Annotated in this window: 19 protein-coding genes and 1 tRNA gene; 10 read left to right on the top strand and 10 right to left on the bottom strand. The window is 72.6% G+C overall.

Features of this window, described 5'->3' with window-relative positions:
• Positions 1-103: 103 nt before the first annotated feature.
• Positions 104-1138: an SGNH/GDSL hydrolase family protein gene (locus ACFYVJ_RS07500; protein ID WP_388887469.1), complete on the top strand. Its 1035-nt coding sequence runs from the start codon at positions 104-106 to the stop codon at positions 1136-1138.
• Between the two features lie 283 nt (positions 1139-1421).
• Here ACFYVJ_RS07500 and ACFYVJ_RS07495 read toward each other — a convergent pair whose 3' ends face one another.
• On the bottom strand, positions 1422-2258 hold the full coding sequence (locus ACFYVJ_RS07495) for a MurR/RpiR family transcriptional regulator (protein ID WP_388887468.1): 837 nt from the start codon (positions 2256-2258) through the stop codon (positions 1422-1424).
• A 137-nt stretch (positions 2259-2395) separates the two neighbouring features.
• Between ACFYVJ_RS07495 and ACFYVJ_RS07490 the strand changes: the two genes are divergently transcribed.
• Together ACFYVJ_RS07490 and ACFYVJ_RS07485 are read left to right on the top strand one after the other, a co-directional pair.
• Positions 2396-2812 (top strand): hypothetical protein, encoded by a 417-nt coding sequence (locus ACFYVJ_RS07490; protein WP_388887467.1) that lies wholly within the window; start codon positions 2396-2398, stop codon positions 2810-2812.
• Between the two features lie 195 nt (positions 2813-3007).
• Positions 3008-4360: an SGNH/GDSL hydrolase family protein gene (locus ACFYVJ_RS07485; protein ID WP_388887465.1), complete on the top strand. Its 1353-nt coding sequence runs from the start codon at positions 3008-3010 to the stop codon at positions 4358-4360.
• A gap of 280 nt (positions 4361-4640) precedes the next feature.
• Here the strand turns inward: ACFYVJ_RS07485 and ACFYVJ_RS07480 are convergent, their stop codons facing one another.
• Both ACFYVJ_RS07480 and ACFYVJ_RS07475 read right to left on the bottom strand, forming a co-directional pair.
• Positions 4641-5225, bottom strand: coding sequence for a hypothetical protein (locus ACFYVJ_RS07480; protein ID WP_388887464.1), 585 nt, complete (start codon positions 5223-5225; stop codon positions 4641-4643).
• 269 nt (positions 5226-5494) lie between these two features.
• A tRNA-Leu gene (locus tag ACFYVJ_RS07475) sits at positions 5495-5576 on the bottom strand.
• Positions 5577-5926: 350 nt separating this feature from the next.
• Between ACFYVJ_RS07475 and ACFYVJ_RS07470 the strand changes: the two genes are divergently transcribed.
• Both ACFYVJ_RS07470 and ACFYVJ_RS07465 read left to right on the top strand, forming a co-directional pair.
• Positions 5927-6715: an ABC transporter ATP-binding protein gene (locus ACFYVJ_RS07470; protein ID WP_388887463.1), complete on the top strand. Its 789-nt coding sequence runs from the start codon at positions 5927-5929 to the stop codon at positions 6713-6715.
• A gap of 57 nt (positions 6716-6772) precedes the next feature.
• Positions 6773-9331 (top strand): ABC transporter permease, encoded by a 2559-nt coding sequence (locus ACFYVJ_RS07465; RefSeq protein WP_388887461.1) that lies wholly within the window; start codon positions 6773-6775, stop codon positions 9329-9331.
• Positions 9332-9474: 143 nt separating this feature from the next.
• Here the strand turns inward: ACFYVJ_RS07465 and ACFYVJ_RS07460 are convergent, their stop codons facing one another.
• Positions 9475-9705, bottom strand: coding sequence for a DUF4287 domain-containing protein (locus ACFYVJ_RS07460; RefSeq protein ID WP_027773764.1), 231 nt, complete (start codon positions 9703-9705; stop codon positions 9475-9477).
• 119 nt (positions 9706-9824) lie between these two features.
• Here ACFYVJ_RS07460 and ACFYVJ_RS07455 point away from each other — a divergent pair, with 119 nt between their 5' ends.
• On the top strand, positions 9825-10133 hold the full coding sequence (locus ACFYVJ_RS07455) for a hypothetical protein (protein ID WP_388887459.1): 309 nt from the start codon (positions 9825-9827) through the stop codon (positions 10131-10133).
• A 99-nt stretch (positions 10134-10232) separates the two neighbouring features.
• Here the strand turns inward: ACFYVJ_RS07455 and ACFYVJ_RS07450 are convergent, their stop codons facing one another.
• On the bottom strand, positions 10233-11201 hold the full coding sequence (locus ACFYVJ_RS07450) for a hypothetical protein (protein WP_388887458.1): 969 nt from the start codon (positions 11199-11201) through the stop codon (positions 10233-10235).
• Positions 11202-11424: 223 nt separating this feature from the next.
• Entirely contained in the window at positions 11425-12657 is a 1233-nt protein-coding gene (locus ACFYVJ_RS07445) for an acetyl-CoA C-acetyltransferase (RefSeq protein WP_388887457.1), read from the bottom strand.
• Positions 12658-12895: 238 nt separating this feature from the next.
• Between ACFYVJ_RS07445 and ACFYVJ_RS07440 the strand changes: the two genes are divergently transcribed.
• On the top strand, positions 12896-13795 hold the full coding sequence (locus ACFYVJ_RS07440) for a Bax inhibitor-1/YccA family protein (RefSeq protein ID WP_388887456.1): 900 nt from the start codon (positions 12896-12898) through the stop codon (positions 13793-13795).
• Between the two features lie 82 nt (positions 13796-13877).
• The gene (locus ACFYVJ_RS07435) at positions 13878-14531 is read left to right on the top strand and encodes a pyridoxal 5'-phosphate synthase (protein WP_388887454.1); all 654 of its coding nucleotides are present in this window, start codon (positions 13878-13880) and stop codon (positions 14529-14531) included.
• Between the two features lie 3 nt (positions 14532-14534).
• On the opposite strand, the gene ACFYVJ_RS07430 is transcribed toward ACFYVJ_RS07435, so the two are convergent.
• The 3 genes from ACFYVJ_RS07430 to ACFYVJ_RS07420 form a co-directional block, all read right to left on the bottom strand.
• Positions 14535-15899: an APC family permease gene (locus ACFYVJ_RS07430; RefSeq protein ID WP_388887453.1), complete on the bottom strand. Its 1365-nt coding sequence runs from the start codon at positions 15897-15899 to the stop codon at positions 14535-14537.
• A gap of 95 nt (positions 15900-15994) precedes the next feature.
• Positions 15995-16687: a YdcF family protein gene (locus tag ACFYVJ_RS07425; protein ID WP_388887452.1), complete on the bottom strand. Its 693-nt coding sequence runs from the start codon at positions 16685-16687 to the stop codon at positions 15995-15997.
• Complete coding sequence (locus ACFYVJ_RS07420; protein ID WP_388887451.1) at positions 16684-17760, bottom strand: hypothetical protein; 1077 nt, start codon at positions 17758-17760, stop codon at positions 16684-16686. Before ACFYVJ_RS07420 ends, ACFYVJ_RS07425 begins: the two co-directional genes overlap by 4 nt.
• Positions 17761-17915: 155 nt before the next feature.
• Between ACFYVJ_RS07420 and ACFYVJ_RS07415 the strand changes: the two genes are divergently transcribed.
• Positions 17916-18329: an ATP-binding protein gene (locus tag ACFYVJ_RS07415; protein ID WP_388887897.1), complete on the top strand. Its 414-nt coding sequence runs from the start codon at positions 17916-17918 to the stop codon at positions 18327-18329.
• Here ACFYVJ_RS07415 and ACFYVJ_RS07410 read toward each other — a convergent pair.
• Positions 18313-19677: a diaminopimelate decarboxylase gene (locus tag ACFYVJ_RS07410; protein ID WP_388887450.1), complete on the bottom strand. Its 1365-nt coding sequence runs from the start codon at positions 19675-19677 to the stop codon at positions 18313-18315. The genes ACFYVJ_RS07415 and ACFYVJ_RS07410 overlap by 17 nt on opposite strands.
• Positions 19678-19830: 153 nt before the next feature.
• Between ACFYVJ_RS07410 and hutU the strand changes: the two genes are divergently transcribed.
• Positions 19831-21504 (top strand): urocanate hydratase, encoded by a 1674-nt coding sequence (gene hutU / locus ACFYVJ_RS07405; RefSeq protein WP_388887448.1) that lies wholly within the window; start codon positions 19831-19833, stop codon positions 21502-21504.
• Positions 21505-21514: the final 10 nt, after the last annotated feature.

Below are 21514 nucleotides of genomic sequence, written 5' to 3'. Positions count from 1 at the left end.
GGTACGGCGACGGTTCGGACACGGCTGTACGGACCCGGCGGCAGCGGTACGTACGGACACTGCGCGACACGGCACACGGGGGCCGGCGCGGAACGGAGAGGCGATGTCGATGACCAGGGCGAGGGCGGCACGCCGGATCGCCGCGGCGGCGGCGTACGGCGGCGGGGGCATCGGCCTGATCGGCGGCGCGACGCTGGGGGTGCTGGTCGCGGAGGTGCACCTGGCGCGGCGCCGGGTGGGCGGCAGCGACGAGGAGCCGCCGCGGGCCGACGGGCGGTACGGGGCGGCCTTCGGCCGCAGACGCGGCGTGCGGCCGGTGCTGCTGGCGTTCCTCGGCGACTCCACCGCCGCGGGCCAGGGCGTCTACCGCCCCCGCCAGACGCCGGGGGCGCTGCTCGCCTCCGGCCTCGCGGCGATCGCGGAGCGGCCGGTGGACCTGCGCAACGTGGCGCTCTCCGGGGCGCAGTCCGACGACCTCGACCGGCAGGTGACGCTGCTGCTGGACGAGGAGGGGCTGCGGCCCGACGTCGCGGTCATCATGGTCGGCGCCAACGACGTCACCCACCGGGTGCCCCCGGCGGTGTCGGTGCGCTGCCTGTCGGACGCGGTCGCGCGGCTGCGCGACGCCGGTACGGAGGTCGTCGTCGGCACCTGCCCGGACCTCGGCACGATCGAGCCGGTGCAGCAGCCGCTGCGCTGGCTGGCCCGCCGGCTGAGCCGGCAGCTCGCCGCGGCCCAGACGATCGCCGTGCTCGACCGCGGCGGGCGCACGGTCTCGCTGGGCACGCTGCTGGGACCGGAGTTCGCGGCCAACCCGCGCGAGCTGTTCGGGCCCGACAACTACCACCCCTCGGCGGAGGGCTACGCCACCGCCGCGATGGCCCTGCTCCCCACCCTCTCCGCGGCGCTCGGCATGTGGCCGGCGGAGGAGGAGCGCCCGGACGTCCGCCGCGACGAGGGCTACCTGCCGGTGGCCAAGGCCGCGGCGCAGGCGGCGGGAGAGAGCGGCACGGAGGTCGCCCCGGCGGGGCCGACGGGCGGCCGCGGGCCGTGGGCGCTGCTGAAGCACCGCCGCAGGCGGCGGGTGGCGGAGTCGGAGACGGACGCGGAGCAGACGGCGGTGGGGGAGCGGGGGTAGCCGGCAGAAGGCGTACGCGGGCGGAGGCAGGCCACCGCGGGCGTACGCGGGCGGGGGCCGGGGGCGCACGGCGGTGCGGGCGGGCCGTGCGGCCCGTAGGACATGCGCTTCGCCGGGGGCGTGTGCTTCGCGTCGGGCGTGCGCTCGTGCGGGGCGTGTGCTTCGCGTCGGGCGTGCGCTCGTGCAGGGCATGTGCTTCGCGTCGGGTGCGTCTCACGTACGGCATGTGCCTCGCGTCGGGTGCGCCTCCCGCGTACGGCCCGCGCCCCGCGCCCCGTACGCCTCAGTCCAGGAACAGTCCCCGCTCCGCCGCCCGCGCATCGAACTCCTCCAGCCGCGCCTGCGCCTCCGGCAGCGCGTCGCACATCGCCTCCAGCAGCACCCGCCCCAGCAGCATCGGCCCGCACGCCGTGTCGAACGACAGCCCCGTGCCCACCGCCGCCGGCAGCAGCACGTCGCTGTCCTGCGCGACCGGCGTGAACGAGCTGTCCGCCACCGTGACCACCGTCAGCCCCGTCGCCCGCGCCGTGCGCAGCGCGCCGGCCAGCTCCCGCGGGTGCCGCGGCAGCGCGAAGCACAGCAGCGCCGTGGCGCCGGCGCGGGCCGCGGCGTCGACCCGGTCGTCGAGCATCGAGCCGGCCTCGTCGAGCACCCGGATGTCGGGGTGGACCTTCGCCGCGAAGTACGCGAAGCCCCGCGCCTGCGCCGCCGCGGCGCGCAGCCCGAGCACGGGCAGCGGCCGGGAGGCGGCGAGCAGCCGGCCGGCGTCCTCGACGGGGGCGGGGTCGGCGAGGAGCGCGGAGAGGTTGCGCAGGTTCTCGATCTCGGCCTGGACGGCCTGCTGGTACTCGTTGCGCTCCGCCCGCCCCGCCGGCTCGCCCAGCCCCGCCTCGCGCAGCGCGCGGCGCAGCGCCGGGTACCCGTCGAAGCCGAGGGCGACGGCGAAGCGGGTCACGGACGGCTGGCTGACCCCCGCCAGCTCGGCCAGTTCCACACTCGACAGGAACGGTGCGTCGGCGGCCCTGCGCACCATGCAGTGCGCGATACGGCGCTGGGTCGGCGTCAGCCGGCGCCCCTCGAAGAGCTTCTGCAGCCTGGCGCCCGCGTCGGCGGAGACCATCCCACCTCCGGATCCGATGTCCTATTCACTGCACGACGACTCTGCATGACCGTATGCACGACGGCAAGGGCGCACCGGAACGAATTGGGGGGGTAGCACTACTGCACCTGAGCGCGCGGACTCGTACCGTACGGGGTATGAGTGCGCGGGACCCGGAGATCAAGAGTGAACTCGATGCCACCCTGCAGACCCGCAGGGACCTCGGCCCCGAGTACGAGGAAGAGCTGATCGAGGGCTTCCTCGAGAAGGTGCAGCAGCGGATGGACGGGACGTTCGACACCCGGCTCCGCCGCCAGCTCGCCGAGCAGCAGATGCAGGTCGCGCGGGGCACACAGCCGGGCGCGAGCTCGCCGGAGGGCACGTTCGGCGAGCGGTTCGGCTTCGCCGCCGTGTCGATGGTGCTGGCGATTCCGCTGTCGGCGATCGGCGTGGTCAACGAGGGGCTGGCCGGGCTGCTGGTGACGTGGGGCGGCATCGTCGGCGTGAACGCGGTGCACGCCACCGGGCTCTTCCGCCGCCGCCGGGCGGAGAAGGACAAGTCCGACTGGGACTGACGCGGCCCCGGCAGGCCATTCCCGGGGATCCCTCTCGCCCTTCGTCGCGGCGCCGGCCGGCGCCGGGAGCCGGAGGCCGGCTTGAACCTGTGCGGGTGGCGGCGTTGACCGGGGTGGCGGCGGACCGTAGCGTACGGTCAGAAATTTTCGGCACAGACCTCGAAATATTTCGCCGTCTCGCCCCCGGAGCCGCAGATGCCCGAGCCCGCGTACCGACGCCCCCGTGACCGCCGCTCCGCCGTGTATCCGTATCTCGCCGCCGCGCTCGTCATGGCCCTCGTCGCGGCCGTCGCGGTGGCGGCCCACGCGCTGCGCGGCCTCGCTCCCGCCGCCGGGACCCCCGCGGCGGCGGCCGCGGCCCCCGGCGGGCCCGCGCGGTGGGTCGCCGCCTGGACCTCGATGCCGCAGCTCACCGAGCCGGCGAACATGCCGCCCCCGCCGTTCACCCAGGACGACGGCGTGCTGCGGGACGCCACCCTGCGCCAGACCGTGCGCCTCGCCGTGCCAGGCGAACGGCTCCGGTTCCGCTTCTCCAACGCCTTCGGCGGCGCCGAGCTGCCGATCACCCGCGCCGCCGTCGCCCTCCCCGCGGGCGGCCGGGCCGGCGTCGACGGCATCGTGCCGGGCAGCTCGCGGCCGCTGACGTTCGGCGGTCGGGCGGGCGCGACGGTCCCCGTCGGGGCGCAGGTCGTCTCCGACCCCGTACGCCTCGACGCTCCCCCCGGGGCCAATCTGACCGTGACCCTGTACCTCGCCGACGGCCAGGCGTCCACCGACGTCACCTCGCACCCGGGCTCGCGCACCACCTCGTACCTGCTGGCCGGCGACCACACCGGCGCCGCCGCACTGCCCGGCGCGACGGCCACCGACCACTGGTACTTCCTCAGCGGCGTCGAGGCCGAGGCCCCCGCCCGCACCCGCGCCGCCGTCGTCCTCGGCGACTCCCTCAGCGACGGCCGCGGCTCCACCACCAACGGCAACGACCGCTGGCCCGACCTCCTCAACGACCGGCTGCGCGGGCCCGGCGCCCCGCCCGTCGCGGTCGTCAACCAGGCCGCGGGCGGCAACCGCGTCCTCGACGACGGCCTCGGCCCCAACGCCCTCGCCCGGCTCGACCGGGACGTGCTCGCGGTGAGCGGGGCGCGCTGGCTGCTGGTCTTCGAGGGCATCAACGACATCGGCACCGCGCCGGCCACCGAGGCGGCGCAGCGCGAGACCGGGGACGAGCTGGTGGCCGCGTACGACCAGATCGTCACGCGCGCGCACGCGCAGGGCATCCGCGTCTACGGGGCCACGCTCACGCCGTTCGGCGGCAGCACGCCGTACGACGACCCGGCGGGGCTGCGCGAGGCGACCCGGCAGCGGGTGAACGACTGGATCCGCAGCAGCGGGCGCTTCGACGCCGTCGTGGACTTCGACGCCGCCACCCGCGACCCCGCGCACCCCCGCGCGCTGCTGCCCGCCCTCGACACCGGGGACCACCTCCACCTCAACCCCGAGGGTTACGCCGTCCTCGCCCGCACGGTCCCGCCGCGCCTCTTCCGCTGACGTTGTTTCTACGCGTTCACGGTGATTTGGGGGACGAAACGGATTAGCCCCCGGGTGGCCGCAACTACGCGGGTAATGCGGAACGTTGTTTTTCACTTGACGCCGGTAATTCGTGTGCCGCTGAAATTCCACGTGCACGGTGGGCGCCTGTGCAATAGACGGGATTCTCCGGTACGCGAATACCGCTCGCCGCCGTGCACCCGCGCACCGCGCCCGCCGTGCACCGCGTGCACCCGTGCGCCCGCGCACGGCGCCCCCGCGCGCTCCGGGTCCGCCGCCGTCAGACCGTGGCGGGCGAGCCCCGGCGTACGCCTCCGCCCGGCAGGGCGTCGCCGGCGGCGATGCCCGTACGGAGGTACGCCACGCCCGAACCGCCCGTTCCGGCGCCGCGGGCGGTGGCCGCGTCGACGGGCAGCCACAGCAGCGCCTCCTGCTCCCGCTCCCAGCGGCCGAGCCACGCGGCCTTCGCCCGCAGCCCCGCACCGGCTCCGGCCAGCACCAACCCGCCGGCGATCGGCATCGCCGCCGCCGAGCCCGCCGCGACGGCGAACGCCGCCGCGAGCCACCACCGGCGGGCCCGCCGCCATGTCCGTACGGTCACCGCCCGGTCCTGCAACACCGCGCCGCGGCCCGCCCGTTGGGCCGTTCGCGCCTGCGCCAGGAAGCGTCCGCGACGGACCGCGCCGACCGCGGGGGCGACGAGGAGGAAGAGCGCCGCGCCCGCGTAGAGTCCTATCCACTGACCCGTCAGCCCGTCCTGCCAGGCACCCGCCGCCGCGGCGGCGATACCCAGCCACCACATCGGCGCCGCGCCCGCGCGCACCACGACCGCCGCCCGCGCCAGCGTCACCGTCCCGCGTACCACGTCCGCTCCTCCCGCCGGGGGTCCTCGATCGCGTAGCGCGTGAGGCTACCTGCGGATTCTGAGGAGGGCATGAGAGGCGGGCCGCTCCGCGCCAGGGGGCCGCAGTGGTCCGATCTGCGGCCGGCGGGATCCGGGTGAACGTTTCAGCGCTGTGGCCGGTTCCAGACTGCCGGGGCGAGGTCGAAACGGGCGTCAGCGGTGCCCCGGAGGGGCGGGGTCACCGTTGCTGACCAGTCGTCTTCGCAGGTCGACGACCTCTTGCCGGGAGGTGCCCGGAGCCGGACTTGAACCGGCACGGCCCGAAGGCCAGCGACTTTTAAGGTCGCCGTGTCTGCTTTCCACCATCCGGGCAGGACTCCCGGCCCGCACACGCTGCGTACGGACCACCGCATGGCGCGTAACCAGAGTAGCGGGGCGGATGGGCCGAACTGGCCATCTACGGACTGATGTTGGCTTGAATTAGGCCCGAGTTGTCGAAGAAGTCCTCGGATGAAATTCCACTTCCCTTATTGCCCCTCCGGGGGCCCTTGCCCCATGCCTTCGTCAGGGTGCGGGTCATCCCCGAGGAGGAGCCGCCGCGGGCCCGTGTACCTCCTCGGTCTCGCCCGGAACCGGAGCTCGGGCTGATCCGGGCGACGGATTCCGCAGCCACGATGGAAGGGACAGGTTGCACACCACCGTCCCGACAGGAGCCCACCGCCGTGACCACCACCATCCCCGGCGCCTCCGGCCCCGGCACCGCCTACGCCCGCGTGGCGGCTGCCGGCGCCACCGAGCTGACGAAGGTCTACGGCGAGGGCGAGACGAAGGTCGTCGCCCTCGACCGCGTCTCCGTAGAGTTCATGCAGGGCGAGTTCACCGCGATCATGGGGCCGTCCGGCTCCGGCAAGTCCACCCTCATGCACTGCATGGCCGGCCTCGACACCATCTCCGGCGGCTCCTCGCGCATCGGCGAGACCGAGCTGAACGGGCTGAAGGACAAGAAGCTCACCCAACTCCGCCGCGACAAGGTCGGCTTCGTCTTCCAGGCGTTCAACCTGCTGCCGACGCTGAACGCGCTGGAGAACATCACGCTGCCCATGGACATCGCCGGCCGCAAGCCCGACGAGCAGTGGCTGCAGCAGGTGGTGGAGACCGTGGGCCTGTCGGGACGGCTCAAGCACCGCCCGAGCCAGCTCTCCGGCGGCCAGCAGCAGCGCGTCGCCGTGGCCAGGGCGCTGGCCGCCCGGCCCGAGATCATCTTCGCCGACGAGCCCACCGGCAACCTCGACTCCCGCTCCGGCGCCGAGGTGCTCGGCTTCCTGCGCAACTCCGTGCGCGAGCTGGGCCAGACGGTCGTCATGGTCACGCACGACCCGGTCGCCGCGGGATACGCGGACCGCGTCGTCTTCCTCGCCGACGGCCGCATCGTCGACGAACTGCGCGACCCCACCTCCGAGCAGGTGCTGGACAAGATGAAGCGCTTCGACGCCAAGGGCCGGGTGAGCTGAGCCCCGCTCGCTGACCAGCAGGCCGCCCGCTACCGGCTTTCCACCACAGGACCCCATATGCTTCGCACCGCCTTGCGCAACGTGTTCGCGCACAAGGCCCGGTTGCTGATGACCGTGCTCGCCGTGATGCTCGGCGTGGCCTTCGTCTCCGGCACCCTGGTCTTCACCTCCACCATCTCCGACGCCTACACCAAGAGCTCGGAGCAGGGCTTCGACCACGTCGACGTACGCGTCCAGCCCGACGACGACGCCGACGGGGGCCGCCCCGGCGAGCCGCCGCCGCTCACCCAGGACCTGCTGGACGAGGCGGCGGCCCTGCCCGGCGTGAAGTCCGCCACCGGCAACGTCGCCGGTTTCGCCGCGCTCGCCGACAAGGACGGCGACCTCGTCGGCGACGGCTGGTCCACCAGCGGCGCCAACTACTACCCCGGCGACGGCGGCAAGGGCGAAGACCCCCGCTACCCGATGCGCGACGGCCGCGGGCCGCAGAACGCCGACGAGATCGCCATCGACGCCAGGACCGCGGAGCGCACCGGCTACGAGGTCGGCGACACCCCGCGGATGTCCATCGACGGCCCCGTACTCGAACCGACCATCACCGGCATCTTCACCACCGACGACGGCAACGTCGCCGCCGGCGGCAGCCTCGTGCTCTTCGACACCGGGACCGCGCAGGACCTCTTCACCCATCCCGGCGAGTACACCGAGATCGACCTCGCCGCCGCCCCCGGCACCTCCGAGGGGCAACTGCGCGCCGAGGCGCAGAAGATCCTGCCCGCCGAAGCCGAGGCGCTCACCGGCACCAAGCTCGCCGACGACCAGGCCCGGCAGATCGAGCAGGGCATGGACGGGCTGCGTACCGCCATGCTCGCCTTCGCCGGCATCGCGCTCTTCGTCGGCATCTTCCTGATCGCCAACACCTTCACCATGCTCGTCGCCCAGCGCACCAAGGAGCTGGCGCTGCTACGGGCCGTCGGCGCCAGCCGCCGCCAGGTGACCCGCTCCGTGCTCTTCGAGGCCACCGCCGTCGGCACCGCCGCGGCCCTGACGGGCCTCGCCGCGGGCGTCGGGATCGGCGCCGGGCTGCGCTCGCTGATGAGCGCCACCGGCGAGACGGTGCCCGACGGCCCGCTGGTCGTCTCGCCCGCGACGGTCGTGATCTCGCTCGTCGTCGGCATCGTCGTCACCGTGCTCGCCGCCTGGCTGCCCGCCCGCCGGGCCGCGAAGATCCCGCCGGTCGCGGCGATGAGCAGCCTGCACGCGCAGGCGTCGACCCGCAGCCTCGTCGTACGCAACGTCATCGGCGCGCTCATCGGGGGCATCGGCGCCGTCATGGTCGTCGCGGGCACCACCGCAAGCGACGGCAAGGCGCTCATGGGCATCGGCGCCGCGGTGCTGCTGGTCGGCATCTTCGTGCTGACGCCGCTGCTGTCCCGCCCGGTGATCGCGCTCGGCGCCCCGCTGCTGCGGGTGTTCGGGGTCTCCGGCAAGCTCGCCCGGCAGAACGCCGTACGCAACCCGCGGCGCACCGCCGCCACCGCCTCCGCGCTGATGATCGGGCTCACCCTCATCACCAGCCTGACGGTGATCGCGGGCGGCGTCGCGAACGCGATCGACAAGATGGCCACCGACGCCATGAAGGCCGACTACTCGGTCTCCATGTCGAACTTCACCCCGCTGAACCCGGAGGTCGGGGAGAAGCTCGCCGGCCTCGACGAGGTCACCGCCGCCTCCCCGCTGCGGACCGTGCCCGTCGACATCGGCGGCGACGACGAGGACCTCACCGGCGTCAACGGCGAGACGGTCGGCAAGCTGGTCGAGCTGGACTTCGAGCAGGGCTCGTTCGCCGGCCTCGCCGAGGGCGTCCCGGCCGGCGGCGGCCCCGCGAAGGCGATCGTCGACACCGACACGGCCGAGGACGAGGGCTGGAAGATGGGCGACACCGTCCAGGTCACGTACCAGGACGGGGAGAAGGGCGAGCTGGCCATCTCCGGCCTCTACAAGGGCAACGAGATGCTCAGCGGCATCATGCTCGACACCTCCGTCGTCAACCCGCACCTCGACCGGATCACCGACTTCGAGGTCTGGGTGAAGACCACGGGCGGCGAGAGCGACGCCATGAAGGACAAGCTGGAGGCGGCCCTCGGCGACAACCCGGCCATCGCGGTGATGGACGAGGAGGACGTCTCGGAAATGGTCGCCGGGCTCATCGGCATGATGCTCAACGTGCTCTACGCGATGCTCGGCATGGCCGTCCTGGTCGCGGTCCTCGGCGTCATCAACACGCTGGCCATGTCGGTCTTCGAGCGCTCGCAGGAGATCGGCATGCTGCGCGCCATCGGCCTCGACCGGCGCGCGGTGAAGCGGATGGTCCGGCTGGAGTCGCTGGTCATCTCGCTCTTCGGCGGGGTGCTCGGCATCGGGCTCGGGGTCTTCCTCGGCTGGGCCGCCGGTGAGCTGATCGCCAGCTCGATCGACACGTACTCGCTGGTGCTGCCGTGGGAGCGGATGGGCTACTTCATCCTCGGCGCGGCGCTGGTCGGCATGCTGGCGGCGCTGTGGCCGGCCCGCAGGGCGTCGCGGCTGAACATGCTCGCGGCCATCAAGAGCGAGTAGGCGGCCAGGCACTCACGGGGGAACGGGGAGACGGGCGGCCGTGCCCGTCGGAAGGGCCCGCGTGGAGGGATCGCCCTCCCGCGGGCCCTTCGCCGTGCCGTGGTGTGCTCTCGTGGTGCGCCAGGGGTGCGCGAAGTCCCCTCCTAGAGCAGTTTGCGCGCGGCCCGCCTCAGGTCGTACTCGTGGATGATCGCTTTGGCGTGGCCGTACGCCAGGTTGTGCTCGCCACGGAGCCAGCTCACTTTCTCCTCGAAGCGGAGGAGACAGGGACCGTCTTCGACGGTCTGCAACCAGTCGGAGACTTCACGGCCGGTGCAGTGGGGGATGCGGGAGAGCAGGTTCCGGTGGGTTTCTGCGGAGAAGACATGGGACATCGGCGCCTCCGGTATGCAGTCCTTCTTCAGCACCGTGCCTGAGGGCGCGCCGATTGACAACCGTCTGGAACGGGGCGGCTCGAACCGCCCGGGGGCTACCGGCGGGTTAGGCTCGGCTCGTGCTCGACGTCCTCGACTTCGTGACCGCGGTCGACCGGATCGCCGACCGGCTTCGGTCGCTGCCGCAGAGCCGGCTGTGCGCGGGGGCTGCCGCCGCCGGGCTCGCGCTGGCGCGCGAGCTGTCCGCGCGGGCGCAGCGGCTGGAGGCGCCGGAGCGGACGCCGTACGAGATGCCGGCGGCGGGGGAGTTCGCGGTGGGCGACCAGGTGGCCGTCGCGGGCCGGGACCTGGCGGAGGCGCTGCGGGCGGCCCAGGACGCCCAGGGGCTCGCGGAGGCGCTGGCGGTGGTGAGGGGCGTACGGCTGTGAACGGGGCGCTCTGACGGGCTTGTACGGGCTTCTGCGGGCCGCGGCGCTCCGCACGGCTCCGTCCGTACGGCTGGGTCGGTACGGCTCGGCCCGTACGGCTCAGAGGGAGGCGATGACGCGGTCCGCGAGGATGTAGACGCTCTCGCCCGCGCAGTCGAAGGTCAGCGCGAACGCCCCGCTGATCGCGGAACCGCCCAGCAGCACCGGCTCCGTACCCCCGTCGAGGGCCTCGGCGAGGCGCTCCGCGGTGTCGCGGTGGCCGGGGGAGAGGCAGAGCGTGGTGCCGTCGGCGAAGACGTAGACGTCGAGGGTGCCGAGCGGGCCGAGCCGCACGTCGGTCAGCGGCGTACGGCCGGCGGCCAGGTCCTCCAGCCGGTTCACGGTGCGCTCGTGGTCGGCGACGGCGGGCTGGGGGCGGAAGTCGGGGTGCGAGGGGTGCCGGCGGCGGGCGGCGGCCAGTTCGGCGGACTCGCCCTCGGCGGGCGGCGCGTCCGCGGCGGCGGCGACGTCGTCGGGCTCGGCGGGTTCGGTGCGCTCCAGCCGGTCCATGCGGTCCATGCGGTCCAGCCGGTCCATCGGGTCGAGCAGCGGCTCGAAGCCGGCGAAGTCGGCCTGCCGCGGTATGAACACCTCGCCGCCGAAGTCGACGGGGTCGTTGAGGAAGGGGGTCGCGTCGATGCTGTCGCGGGCCTCCTGCTCGGCCCAGAACGCCCGGGCCTCGGCCAGCTCCCGCTCCCGCTCGTCGGCGAGCGCCTGGGCGACGGCGATACGTATCTCCGCCGCCGGTACGGGCCGCGCACCCGGCACGGCCGCCTCGTCCGCGGCCGCCGTCCCGGTCTGCGTCTCCGTCCCTGCCGCTGTCCCCGCCTCTGTCCGTGTCTCTGTCCGTGTCTCTGTCCGCGGTTCGGCAGCCGCCTTCGGGGCGTCCTGTGTCGCGGCCTGCGCGGTCAGCTCGGCACGGAGCGTGACGACCTCGCGCCGCAGCCCGCTCACCGCGCGCAGCACGGCGGCGCCGAGCAGCGCGGCAGGGGTGGCGGCCAGCAGGACGGCGAAGTTGGTGGCGCTCACTGTCGGACTCCCGATTGCTGTAGGACCCCCATGTTCTACCTCAGCCTGCCGGAGCGCAGAACCCCACCCCTAGCGGAAAATGGCATGAATAGGACGGGCCTTTGGTCCCACCGCCGCAGGACGGGGCGCGGAACACGCCCCGTACGCCCCCGGGCCCGTTCCGTACCTCACCGATTCCACCCGGCCGTGCGGCGTCTCCGGTCACGCTGAGCTTCGCCTGCGCTCAGCTCAGCCGCTCCAGCACCATCGCCATCCCCTGGCCGCCGCCGACGCACATCGTCTCCAGGCCGAACTGCTTGTCGTGCCACTGCAGGGAGTTGATGAGCGTCGTCGTGATCCGCGCGCCCGTCATGCCGAAGGGGTGGCCGACGGCGATGGCGCCGCCGTTGACGTTCAGCCGGTCCAGGTCGATGCCCAGGTCCCGGTACGAGGGGATGACCTGCGCGGCGAACGCCTCGTTGATCTCCACCAGGTCGATGTCGCCGATCGCCATCCCGGCCCGTGCGAGCGCCTGCTTGCTCGCCTCCACCGGGCCCAGGCCCATGATCTCCGGCGACAGCGCGGAAAGGCCGGTCGAGACGATCCGCGCCAGCGGGGTGAGACCCAGCTCACGCGCCTTGGTGTCGGACATCACCACGACCGCCGCGGCGCCGTCGTTGAGCGGGCAGCAGTTGCCGGCGGTGACCAGCCCGTCCGGGCGGAACACCGGCTTCAGCCCTGAGACCCCTTCCATGGTCACGCCGGGCCGCGGGCCGTCGTCCTTGGTCACCACCGTGCCGCCGGGGGTGGTGACGGGCGTGATCTCGCGCTCCCAGAAGCCCGCGGCGATGGCCTTCTCCGCGAGGTTCTGCGACCGCACCCCGAACTCGTCCATGTCCTGCCGCGTGACGCCCTTGGCGCGGGCCAGGTTCTCCGCGGTCTGCCCCATGGCGATGTACACGTCCGGCACGAGGCCGTCCGCGCGCGGGTCGTGCCAGCCGCCTCCCCCGAAAGCCGCCCCCTTCTCCTGCCGTTCGGCGGTACGGGACTCGGCCTCGGCGAAGAAGGGGTTGTGGGTGCCGGGCATGCCGTCGGAGGAACCGTTGACGAACCGCGAGACCGTCTCCACGCCCGCCGAGACGAACACGTCGCCCTCGCCGGCCTTGATGGCGTGGAACGCCATCCGCGTGGTCTGCAGCGAGGAGGAGCAGTAGCGGGTGATGGTGCAGCCGGGGAGGTGGTCCATGCCGAGCTGCACGGCGACCACCCGGCCCAGGTTGTGCCCCTGCTCCCCGCCCGGCAGGCCGCAGCCGAGCATGAGGTCGTCGATGTCCCCGGGGTCCAGCCCCGGCACCTTGTCGAGGGCGGCCCGGACGATCCCCGCGGTCAGGTCGTCGGGGCGGACGTCCTTCAGCGAGCCCTTCCCGGCCCGGCCGATCGGGGAGCGGGCGGCAGAGACGATCACGGCTTCGGGCATCACGGCTCCCAGGGGACGCGGAGGGGCAGGGTCCTGGGCTGAAGTTACCCGTACGTAGCCAAGGGGTCACGGTTCTCGTACTGTGACGCGGACCTCAATTTCTGAGCGCTTGCTTACCCCGAAGGGGGAAAGCCTGGGAAAAGCCTTGTGAAAGATCCTCCTGAGGTACTGGCGCGATGTCTTTGCCTACCCATTACTCTTGTCCCAAGGCCGCGCAGTGCGGCCACTGAGGAGTGAGATGAGGAGCAGCAACCCGGTCTTCACGCGACGGGGGTTCAGCCGCGAGGGCGGTTCGGCAGGCTTCAACGCGCCGTCGCAGGCCGGGGGCCCCACCACCGCCCAGGGCAACAACCCGTACGCCCAGCCCGGCACCAACCCGTATGCGCAGCAGCCGGGTGCCGCCCCGCGGAACCCCTACGCGCCCGCGGACCAGCAGCAGGGCGAGTGGGCGCCGTACGCGGCGCCCGCCGGCAACCGGATGACCATGGACGACGTCGTGTCCCGCACGGGCATGACGCTCGGCCTGGTGATCCTCGCGGCCGTCGCCTCCTGGATCACCTTCGACGGCGAGAAGTCGCTCGGTATCGGCCTCATGGCCGCGCTCGGCGCCTTCGTGCTCGCGATGGTCCAGGCGTTCAAGCGCCGGCCCATCCCCGCGCTGATCCTGTCGTACGCGGTCCTCGAGGGTGTCTTCCTCGGCATCATCAGCGAGTACTTCAACACCTACGTCAGCGGCGCGGTCATGCAGGCCGTGCTCGGCACGATGGCGGTGTTCTTCGGAGTGCTCGTCGCGTACAAGCTGCGGATCATCCGGGTCACGGCCCGGTTCCAGCGGTTCGTCGTCGGCGCGGCCATCGGCTTCGTGCTGCTGATGGCGGTCAACCTGTTCGCCTCGCTCATCGGCGGCGGCGACGGCATGGGCCTGCGCAGCGGCGGCCTCGGCATCCTGTTCGGCATCATCGGCGTCGTGCTCGGCGCGTGCTTCCTGGCCCTGGACTTCAAGCAGGTCGAGGACGGCATCGCCTACGGCGCCCCAAAGAACGAGGCGTGGCTCGCCGCCTTCGGTCTGACCCTGACCCTGGTCTGGATCTACCTGGAGATGCTGCGCCTGGTGGCCATCCTCCAGGGTGGCGACTGACACGACTCGCACGACTGACCGTGTGGCCCGGCCGCGGAGGGTGTACGCCCTCCGGCCGGGCCACCGGCATGAAGGGGTGGGCATGACCGACCTGAGGCGGCTGCTGCGCGGGATCGAGGTCTTCGAGGGCGACCTGCCGTCGTTCGACCCGCGGGAGACACCGGACGAGCCGGTCGCGCTCTTCACGAGCTGGCTGCTGGACGCGGTACGGGCGGGGGTGCGCGAGCCGCACGCGATGACCCTCTCGACGGCGGACGCGGCCGGCGACCCGTCGGCGCGGGTGCTGATCCTCAAGGACGCCGGCCCGGACGGCTGGCAGTTCGCGTCGGACGCGGGCAGCCCGAAGGGGCGGGAGCTGGCCGGGCGGCCGTACGCGGCGCTGACCTTCTACTGGTCGCCGCTGGCCCGCCAGGTGCGGATCCGGGGCCCGGTCGCGGCCGCGGACCCGGAGCTGAGCGCCGCGGACTTCCGTGCCCGCGGCGCCGGCGCCCGCGCCGAGGCCCTCCTGGCCCGCCAGTCCCGCCCGCTCGCGGACCCGGCGGAGCGGGACGCGGCGGTGGCCGGGTCCCTGGCCCGGATCGAGGCGGACCCGGGGCTGGTGGCGCCGGGCTGGACGCTGTACGCGGTGCGGCCGCGGACGGTGGAGTTCTGGCAGGGCGACGCCTCCCGCCGCCACACGCGCCTCGTCTACGAGGCGGCGCCACCCGGGTGGACGAAGCACCTCCTGTGGCCGTGAGACTCACTCCCGCCCGGCCGCCCGCAGTGCGGTCTGGTTGACGATCCACAGCCCGATCCCGATGGCCAGCAGCACGCCGGCCCGGATGTAGACGTCGGCGGGCCGGTCGGACAGCGGGCTGGCCAGGATCCCGGCGGTGACGGCGCCCAGCACGGGTATCCACGTGGGCGCACGGAAGTGCTTGTGCTCCACCGGGTCGCGGCGCAGTACGAGCACGGCCACGTTGACGACGGCGAAGACGCAGAGCAGCAGGAACGACGTGGTGTCGCCGAGACCCTCGATCTCGCCGGTCGACACCAGCCCGATGGCCAGCACCGTGACGAAGACGATCCCGACCACGGGCGTCCGCCGCCCCGGCAGCACGCGCGCCATCCCGCGCGGCAGCACCCGCTCGTTGGCGAGGCCGTAGCAGAGGCGGGAGGCCATCATGATGTTGATCAGCGCCGAGTTGGACACGGCGAAGAGCGCGATGAGCGCGAACAGCTTCGCGGGGAAGTCCACGCCGCTCTCGTCGACGACCAGCAGCAGCGGCCCGCTGGAGCCGGCCAGCCGCTCGTGGTCGACCATCAGCGAGGAGACGAGCGCCACGAGGACGTAGATCGTGCCGGTGATCGCCACCCCGAGGAAGATCGCCCGCGGGAAGTTGCGTACGGGATCCTTCGTCTCCTCCGCCATGTTCACGGAGTCCTCGAACCCCACGAAGGCGAAGAACCCCAGCGCGGTCGCCCCGAGCACCCCCGTGAGCACCGCGTACCCGGTCCCGCCGGTCTCGAACTCCGTCAGCCGCGACGGCTCGCCCTCGCCGGTCAGCACGGCGGCGACGCCGATGCCGAGGATGACGAGCAGCCCGGTCACCTCGACGACGGTCAGCACGACGTTCGTCTTCACCGACTCCGAGACGCCGCGCAGGTTGAGCGAGGCGAGGGCGAGGACGAAGAGGATGGCGATGAGCGTCGGCGAGATGTCGACGAACTCCTGGAGATAGTCGCCGCTGAACGCCCGCGCGGCGGCGCTCGCGGACGACAGCCCCGAGCACATCACCATGAACGCGACGATGAACGTCAGGAACGGCACCCGGAACGCCTTCTGCGTGTACAACGCCGCCCCCGCGGCCCGCGGGTACTTGCCGACGAGCTCGACGTACGAGGCGGCGGTCAGCATCGCCACCACGAACCCGATCACGAACGGCACCCACAACGCTCCGCCGATCCGCCCGGCGACGGCGCCGGTGTTGGCGTAGATACCGGTGCCGAGGATGTCGCCGACGACGAAGAGCAGCAGCAACTTGGGCCCGATGGCCCGCTTCAGCGCCGTACCGCCGCCGTCGGAGGGTGCCGGCCCGGCCGCTTCGGTGGATGATTTAGACATGCCCCTGCCAATGCCCACCGACCCCTTACACCAACCCCTTACCGCCACCCCTTACGCCGGCCCTTCGGCGGAGCGGGTACCCGACGGGCGAGGTACTAAGCGATGAGATGGCTGGTGAAGCCATCGCGAACCAGGGATTCGTACGCCGCGTACACGTCCCCCGGGACCTCCTGCGGGACGGCGAACCCGAGCTTGGGGTACTCGATGACGCGCTGCAGGTCGCCGACCATCATGCTGATCACGGCTTCTTGGTCGCCCATGCCCTTGAGGTAGGCGTCGAACGGCAACGGATCGGAGGCGCACACCACGTCCACCTCGGGCCACTGCTTGCGGCATGTGGCGAAGGCCCGCCGCTCCATGTAGGGCATGGTGACCAGCATGACGGAGCGTGGCCGGACACCGGCGGCGACGAGGATGTCACGTGCGTATGCGAGGTTCTGCCCGGTGTTGGCGGCCCTCGGCTCCAGCAGCATCGCGTGAGCGGGAACGCCGAGTGCGAGAGCGTGTTCGTGGAAATGCACCGCTTCGCCACGGGGAAACACGCCGGCGGTGGCCGGACTGTTGCCACCGGTGAACACGAGGGTGGGGAAGAACCCGGTCGTGTAGAGGCCGGCGGCGAAGGTGCTGACGCCGAGGTCGTTGCACCCCAGTGCGACGGCCGCATCACATGGGCGGATCTCGTGACGCATGCGGTGGTGGTCCCAGATGAGCCGGGCGGCCTGCCGCTGGTCCTCGGTGATGGTGGGTCTCCGCGGCTCGCCGTCCGCCACTTGCTGCTCCCTGGTCATCGACGTGGAGGTTTGAAGGCTCCCTCGCAGGTCCGCTTGATGGCCTCGATGCTACGCAGTTGATGCCCGAGGCCGGACCGTGCGGCGATCTGGGCTGCGTCGTCGAGGAGACGGAGTCCGTCGTCGCGGGTCGCAGGGTCGGTGCGCAGGATGTGGGCCTGAGCGGTGGTCAGTTGTACCCGTTGCATCGGGGATTCCGGAGTGCCCGAGGTGCGGGCGATCTCCAGGAATCGGAGTGCGGTGGTGAGGTCACCGGCGCCGCGGTGGGCGAGGGCGAGTTTCTGGTGGGCTGCAGACCAGTCGTCCGGTTCGGCGAGTTCCTCGAAGTCGCGGATTGCGCTCTGCATGACGCGGGTCGCGTAGTCGTGCCGGCCGTCCTTGCTCAGCGCGGTCCCTACCCACAACCGTGCGCGGGCGCGGTCGCGGCGGGAGAGCCGGTCATCGACCGCGAGTGCTTCGTAGTTGCGGGCGGCGCTCTCCAGCTTGCCGGACATCTCCAAGACCACCGAGAGGGACAGGTCGAGCTGGGCGATGCGACGGGCATTGCCGAGCTGGGTGAAGACCGCTCGGGCACCGGCGTAGGAGCGCTGGGCGGACAGCAGCCCGACGAGAGTTCCCTGATAGCGCCTGAGGTCGCCGAGCAGGGCGGTGGAGCGGGCGAACAGGTACAGACCCTTCTCGTCCAGTCCGGGGGCCTTGTAGCGGTCCAGCCACCGGCCGAGCAGGCTGTCGGCGGAGGAGAAATCCTGCCGGGAGAGTGCGACCACGACCCGGTCCAGGTCGTCGGTCCAGGATTCGTACTCCCAGGCCCGGGGGGAGGCGGTCATCGGGCCGGTCGTCTCGGACAGGAGCGTCTCGAAGCGAAGGTGGACCGACGCGTCGGCCCTGCCGAGGGCGGTATCCAGGATCGCCTGGGTGTCCGGCCGGGGCTCGGTGGCGGCGAGCTTGCTTTCCCATTTGGAGACGGTCGCCACCGCCAGCCCCAGGTGCTGGGCGAACGCCCGCACGCTCATTCGCAGGGCGTGCCGTAAGGCCCGGGCCTCCAGGCCCGTCCAGTGGTGCACGGTCGCCATGCGTCGCTCCCTTCCAGCCGTCATCGAAGCAGACGCCCGTGGCCTACGGGACGAAAGTGGAACAAAGGTGGAACGGCGGGTGATTGGCCACCGGCTGGCGAGCGACCACGCTCGTGAGTGTCGCGTTTCGCCGAGCCCATCTGGTGGTCACGAGCATGCAGTCCCTTACGGAGAAGCGGTTCTTCGACGCCCGGCCGGCGTCGATCGGCCGCGCACGGATGTTTGCCGTCGAGGTCCTCACCGATTGGGGCCTCCTGGACCGGGCCGAGGACATTCGGCTCTGCGTCTCCGAGCTGGCGACGAATGCCCTGGTGCACGGGACCGAGCGCGGGCGCGGCTTCCTGGTCAGGCTTGACGCCGATCAGGAAGTCGTACGCCTGGAAGTGCACGACAGCCGTCGCCGGCCGCGTCCCGAGCTTCGCGAGGCTGCCGACACGGACGTGGACGGTCGCGGGCTGACACTGGTGGACGCGCTCGCCGATGGCTGGGGAGTCGAGGACCGCGAGCCTCTGGGGAAGATCGTCTGGTCCTGCTTCAAGGGTGGGGAGGGTGTCAGGTCAGGGTGGTGAGGGATCTGCTGTGGTTGCCGCCGGATTCCCTGACGATTTCCGGGAGGGTCTGGGCCGTTCTGACCGTCGCGAAGCGGACCTCGGTGCCGTCCGTCGTGAAGCCGTGGACTGCCGGGCGGGGGAGGCTGTTGTAGGAGAAGGGGTTGGAGAAGTAGTACGCGCCCGTGTCGAGGAGTGCCACGTGGTCGCCCGCCGCGAGCGGGGGGAGTTCGCGGGCGCGGGCCACCAGGTCGCCGGCGAAGCAGCACGGGCCCGCCACGTCCTGGACGACCGGGGTGCCCGTCTTGGGGTGGCCGGCCGCGTCGTACGCCGTCACGCGCAGCGGCCAGGAGTCCGGCGCGAAGACCGTGCGCACGGCCACCTGGACGCCCGCGTGGGTGACCGCGATGGGGCGGCCGCCGGCGGACTTGGCGTACTCGACGCGGGCCAGCACCAGGCCGTTCTTCGCCAGCAGCGAGCGGCCGAACTCCGTGATCAGCCCGTAGCGGCCGTCGAACAGGCCGGGGATCTCCGCGCGCAGCAGTCGGGCGTAGTCCGCGAACGACGGCGTGACCTCGTCGGAGCCGAAGTTCACCGGCAGGCCGCCGCCGATGTCCAGCGTCGTGACCTGCCGCCGGCCCGCCGCCGCGTTGATCTCCTCCGCCAGGTCGTACGCCGCCCGCACCCCCGCCGCCATCAGCGGCAGCGGCACGCCCTGCGAGCCCGTGTGGGTGTGCAGCGCGGTGAGCCAGGGGCGGTCGGTGTAGGCGCGGATCAGCCAGTCGCGGGCGCCCTCGTCCTGGAGCGTCACGCCGAACTTCGACGTGGCCGTCGCCGTGCTCATCGCGCCGATGCTGCCGCCGCCGACCTGGGGGTTGATCCGTACGCCGATCGTCGAGCGGGTCGGCGCCGAGCGGACCAGGGCGTCGATGCGGGCCAGTTCCTCGGGGTTGTCGGCGTTGACCGCGATGCCCAGCGCCAGGGCGCCGCGCAGCTCGGCCGCGGTCTTGGCGGGGGAGTCGAGCACGGTCCGCTCCGGGGGTACGTCCGCGGCGCGGGCCAGCTCCAGCTCCCCGGGGCTGGCCACCTCCGCGCCCAGGCCCTCGTCGGCGAGCAGCCGCAGCACCGGCACCAGCGAGGCGGCCTTGACCGCGAAGGAGTGCAGCACCGGCGTCCCCGGCGCCACCACCTCGTCGAACGCGGCCGTCAGCGCCGACGCCGACGCGCGGATGCCCGCGACGTCCAGCAGCCCCACCACCGGCTCGTCCCCGGACACCAGTCCCTCGGCCAGCGCCGCGCGTACCGCCAGGTCGCGGCGGGCGGCGAGCGGGAGGTTCTGCGGCACGGGAACGGGCTCGTCGTCAGGCATGGCGGCAGTCAATCATCCGTCCGCAAATGCTGTCGTACGGCGTCCAACTGTCGGACGCGAGGCGGCCTTGACTAGGCTAATTCAGTCGCGTCAGGATGTGTTTCTGTTCATTCAGAACGGCTTCGGAGCCGGACGGCGCGCCAGGAGGCAGGCATGGCAGGACCCCGACCCGTGCGGGCCCCGCGCGGCAACCAGCCGAGCGCCCGCGGGTGGCAGCAGGAAGCCGCCCTGCGGATGCTGCAGAACAACCTCGACCCCGAGGTCGCCGAGCACCCCGACAAGCTCGTCGTCTACGGCGGCACGGGCAAGGCCGCCCGCGACTGGGACTCCTTCGACGCCATGGTGCGGACGCTGACGACCCTCGGCCCCGACGAGACCATGCTCGTCCAGTCCGGCCGCCCCGTCGGCGTCATGCAGACCCACGAGTGGGCGCCCCGGGTCCTCATCGCCAACAGCAACCTCGTCGGCGACTGGGCCACCTGGGAGGAGTTCCGCCGGCTGGAGGCCCTGGGGCTGACCATGTACGGCCAGATGACCGCCGGTTCGTGGATCTACATCGGCACGCAGGGCATCCTCCAGGGCACGTACGAGACCTTCGCCGCCGTCGCCGCGAAGAGGTTCGGCGGCACGCTCGCCGGGACGATCACCCTCACCGCGGGACTCGGCGGCATGGGCGGCGCCCAGCCGCTCGCCGTCACCATGAACGACGGCGTCGCGCTCTGCGTCGAGTGCGACCCCTCCCGCATCGAGCGCCGCCTGGAGCACGGCTACCTCGACGCGAAGGCCGACAGCCCGGAGCACGCCCTGCGGCTGGCCACCGAGGCCCGCGACGCCCGCCGCCCGCTCTCCGTCGGCGTCCTCGGCAACGCCGCCGAGCTGGTGCCCGAGTTGCTCGCCGCCGGCGCCCCGATCGACATCGTCACGGACCAGACCTCCGCCCACGACCCGCTCGCGTACCTCCCGCTCGGCGTCGACTTCGCCGACATGGCCGCGTACGCCGCAGAGAAGCCCGCCGACTTCACCGTCCGCGCCCGCGAGTCGATGGCCCGGCACGTCGAGGCCATGGTCGGCTTCCAGGACGCCGGCGCCGAGGTCTTCGACTACGGCAACTCCATCCGCGGCGAGGCCAAGCTGGCCGGCTACGCCCGCGCCTTCGACTTCCCCGGCTTCGTCCCCGCCTACATCCGCCCCCTGTTCAGCGAGGGCAAGGGCCCCTTCCGCTGGGCCGCGCTCTCCGGCGACCCGAAGGACATCGCCGCCACCGACCGCGCCATCCTCGACCTCTTCCCCGGGAACGAGTCGCTGGCCCGCTGGATCCGGCTGGCGGGCGAGCGCGTGCAGTTCCAGGGGCTGCCCGCGCGCATCTGCTGGCTCGGCTACGGCGAGCGCGACCGGGCCGGCGAGCGGTTCAACGACATGGTCGCGAGCGGCGAGCTGGCCGCGCCGCTGGTCATCGGCCGCGACCACCTCGACTGCGGCTCGGTGGCGTCCCCGTACCGCGAGACCGAGGCCATGCGCGACGGCTCCGACGCCATCGCGGACTGGCCGCTGCTCAACGCCATGGTCAACGTCGCCTCCGGCGCCTCCTGGGTCTCCATTCACCACGGCGGCGGCGTCGGCATGGGCCGCTCGCTGCACGCGGGGCAGGTCACCGTCGCCGACGGCACGGCGCTCGCGGGCGAGAAGATCCGCCGGGTGCTGACCAACGACCCGGGCATGGGCGTCATCCGGCACGTCGACGCGGGCTACGAGCGGGCCGAGGAGATCGCGGCCGAGCGGGGCGTGCGCGTACCGATGCGGGAGAACGCGGAAAGCGGACCCGCGTGAGCCCGTCCTC

This window comes from Streptomyces sp. NPDC004134, from assembly GCF_042874195.1.
GTDB lineage: Bacteria > Actinomycetota > Actinomycetes > Streptomycetales > Streptomycetaceae > Streptomyces.
The sequence above is the reverse complement of the archived record's forward strand: the minus strand, read 5'-3'. Positions and strand labels throughout refer to the sequence as shown.